Here is a 3,160-nt window from a genome sequence, read left to right as displayed (position 1 = left end):
CGGCCTCCACCTCGTGCCGCTGCGGGATCGCGTGGTTGAGGTGGTCGGCGGTGGAGAGCACGTCGGCCAGGCGAACGCCCTCCGGTCGTCGGCTTGTCGCCGACCGACGGTGCCGTCCGGCGCCGCTCGCGATGACGAGCGACACGAAGATCCAGGCGTCCGTCCAGCGCCAACCGTTCTCCCCCATGCAGAGATGATGACGGCGCGCGTCGCGGAAGGGAACACCCACCCGCCAACCGGTGTGCAGCACCACCACCACGTACCGGTTCGCGGACGGTCGGTGAGGTTTCAGCCGGCGGGGGTGACCGGCGCGGGACTGCCCGGTGGCGGTGCGGGGCTGTCGGGTGTGCCGCCCTCCGGCACGGCGCTCTCGGGTGCCGGAGCTTCCGGCACGGCGAACAGCGGGATGAAGAACTGGGCCAACGGACCGATGGCCAACGCGTACGCGACGGTGCCCACCCCGACCGTGCCGCCGAGCAGCCAGCCCAGCGCCAGCACGGTGACCTCGATGACGGTGCGCACCAGCCGGACCGACCGGCCGGGCCGGCGGGCCACGTACCCGGTCATCAGGCCGTCGCGCGGGCCGGGGCCCAACTGGGCGCCGAGGTACAGAGCGGTGGCGGCGCCGTTGGCGACGATCCCGCTGACCAGCATCGCGATCCGGACACTGCGCGGGCCACCCTCCGGCAGCAGGGCCACCGTGGCGTCCACCACCAGGCCGATCACCACGACGTTGCTGACCGTGCCGAGGCCGGGCCGCTGCCGCAGCGGGATCCAGAGCAGCAGGACAAGCGCGCCGACGCCGATGGTGACCGTCCCGAAGGAGAGCCGGGTCAGCTCGGAGAGCCCCTGGTGGAACACGTCCCACGGGTCGAGGCCCAGGTCGGAGCGGATCATCAGGGCCATGCTGACGCCGTAGAGCGTGAGCCCGAGGTAGAGCTGGACCAGCCGTCGAACCGGCCGGTGCCGCAGATTGCCAAGCAGTGCCATGCATGCCACCCTAGGTGCCAATCCTCATTGAGGAAGAAGCCAATATCCGAGGAGTGGCCATGACCGGGCAGGTACGCGGTGTCCAATTGGCCCGTCTGCTCGGGCAGTGGCATGCGCTCCCGGGTCGGCGACGCAGCCCCGACTACGCCGCGCTGGCCGGCTCCGTGCGCGGGCTGCTCGCCGACGGCCGTCTGCCGCTGGGCGTCCGCCTCCCGGCCGAACGGGAACTGGCCGAGGCGCTGCGGATCAGCCGGACCACCGTCACCGCTGCCTACCGGCAGCTACGCGAGAGCGGGCACCTGGCCAGCCGCCGAGGCGCCGGCAGCTGGACGATGCTGCCCGGCAACCACCGGGTGGCCAGCACCGGGCTGTGGACCCCGCTGGACGACCGGGAGATGCTCGACCTCGGCGTCGCGGCGCTGGCCGCCCCGCCGCAGCTGCTGTCGGCCGCCCGGGCCGCCGCCGAGGACCTGCCCCGCTACCTGAGCGGGGCCGGCTACCACCCGACCGGCATCATCGAGCTGCGTGAGGCCGTGGCCGACGCGTACAGCGCCCGGGGTCTGCCCACCTCGGCCGACCAGATCATGGTCACCAGCGGCACCCAGCACGCACTGGACCTGGTGCTGCGGCTCGCCCTCGCCCCGGGCGGCACCGTGCTGGTCGAGTCCCCGACCTACCCCAACGCCCTCGCCGCGCTGGCCGGCCGGCGGGCCCGGATCACCACCCACGGTCTGGCCGCCGACGCCGGCTGGGAGCCCGACCTGCTGCTGGGCAGTCTGCGGCAGACCCGGCCGAAGCTGGCGTACCTGATTCCGGAGTTCCAGAACCCGACCGGGCACCTGATGCCCGCCGCGCTGCGCGAGCGCGTGGTCGCCGCCGCGCACGCGGTCGGCACCGACCTGGTCATCGACGAGTCGTTCGTGGACCTGTCGATGGACGGCACCGAGCCGCCACCCCCGGTCGCCACCTACGACCGGCACAGTCGGGTGATCAGCATCGGGGGGATGAGCAAGCCCTACTGGGGTGGCCTGCGGATCGGCTGGGTGCGGGCGTCCGCGCCGCAGGTGCAGCGACTGGCCGCCGTGCGGGTCGGAGTCGACATGGCCAGCCCGGTGCTGGACCAACTGGTCGCGGTGCACCTGCTCGCCGACGCCGAGGCCATCGTCGCCGACCGCCGCGTCCAGTTGGCCGTGCAGCGTGATGCCCTGCTCGGCGCGCTGGCGCACCAACTGCCCGAGTGGCGGGTCACCGTGCCACGCGGTGGCGTGACGCTGTGGGCCGAGTTGGACGGCCCGGTCTCCAGCGCGCTGGCCCGGGCCGCGGAGGAGGTCGGCGTACGACTCGCGCCCGGCCCCCGGTTCGGCCTGGACGGCACCCTGGAGCGCTTCCTGCGGCTGCCGTTCACCCTGCCCGCAGCGGACCTCGTGGAGGCCGTCGGGCGGATCGCGGCGATCCGCTACGACCTGGACCGTGCCGCCCGTCAGCGGTGGCGCGAGCCGGCCGTCATCGCCTGAGCCGGCACCGAACACACCAGGGGCATCCGCCGGCACCGTTATGCCGGGAATATGTCATCCGACCTGGTCCGGCTGCCACACTCTCCTGGTGGTCGAGGGCGCGGGAGTGCGTGGGGTCCAGCGGAGCGCGCCTGGCTCCCGGGCGACCCGCCTCGAACTCTTCTACGACCTGATCTTCGTCTTCGCCTTTCTGAACGTCACCACCGTCACCGCCGGCAATCCGACGGTTGCCGGGCTGATCCGGTGCCTGGTGGTGCTGGCGCTGCTCTGGTGGTGCTGGACGGGATTCGCCGTGTTGGGCAACCTGGTCCGTACCGACCAGGGCATCGTCCCGCTGGTCGGCTTCGCCACCATGGCCGCCGCCTTCGTGCTGGCGCTGAGCCTGCCGAAGGCGTTCACCGACCGCCCCGGTGGGCTGCCCGGCCCGCTGGTCTTCGCGGCCGGCTATTTCCTGGTCCGGGTCGGCGAGACGTCCATCTTCCTGTGGCTGGGCCGTCGGGACCGGGGCGTGCGTCGACGCTGGCGGATGCTCGCCCTGCCGGTGGTGCTCGCCACGTCGCTCATCGTCGTGGCCGCCCTGGTGCCGCAGCGGCTCTTCGACGGCACCGCCGAGGGGGTGTTCCGGCTGGCGCTGTGGCTCGCCGCCCTGGCCGTCG

At 73.1% G+C, this 3,160-nt stretch carries 3 protein-coding genes and 1 pseudogene; 2 read left to right on the top strand and 2 right to left on the bottom strand.

All coding sequences use genetic code 11. The features are described from left to right. Together KBX53_RS27375 and KBX53_RS27370 are read right to left on the bottom strand one after the other, a co-directional pair. Window positions 1-187: pseudogene (locus KBX53_RS27375) on the bottom strand (hypothetical protein); the annotation flags it as partial. 101 nt (window positions 188-288) lie between these two features. Continuing rightward, the gene (locus KBX53_RS27370; RefSeq protein WP_030334456.1) at window positions 289-990 is read right to left on the bottom strand and encodes a YitT family protein; all 702 of its coding nucleotides are present in this window, start codon (window positions 988-990) and stop codon (window positions 289-291) included. A gap of 59 nt (window positions 991-1,049) precedes the next feature. On the opposite strand from KBX53_RS27370, the gene KBX53_RS27365 reads away from it, so the two are divergent. Both KBX53_RS27365 and KBX53_RS27360 read left to right on the top strand, forming a co-directional pair. Continuing rightward, complete coding sequence (locus tag KBX53_RS27365; RefSeq protein ID WP_030334455.1) at window positions 1,050-2,504, top strand: PLP-dependent aminotransferase family protein; 1,455 nt, start codon at window positions 1,050-1,052, stop codon at window positions 2,502-2,504. Between the two features lie 88 nt (window positions 2,505-2,592). Then, window positions 2,593-3,160 (top strand): low temperature requirement protein A (locus tag KBX53_RS27360; protein WP_309140867.1); only part of this gene is annotated, 568 nt, incomplete at its 3' end.

It is taken from the genome of Micromonospora sp. M51 (assembly GCF_018070305.1).
In the GTDB taxonomy this organism is placed as follows: Bacteria; Actinomycetota; Actinomycetes; order Mycobacteriales; family Micromonosporaceae; genus Micromonospora; species Micromonospora parva.
Note: the sequence above shows the minus strand (reverse complement) of the source record. Positions and strands in the feature narration are given on the sequence as shown.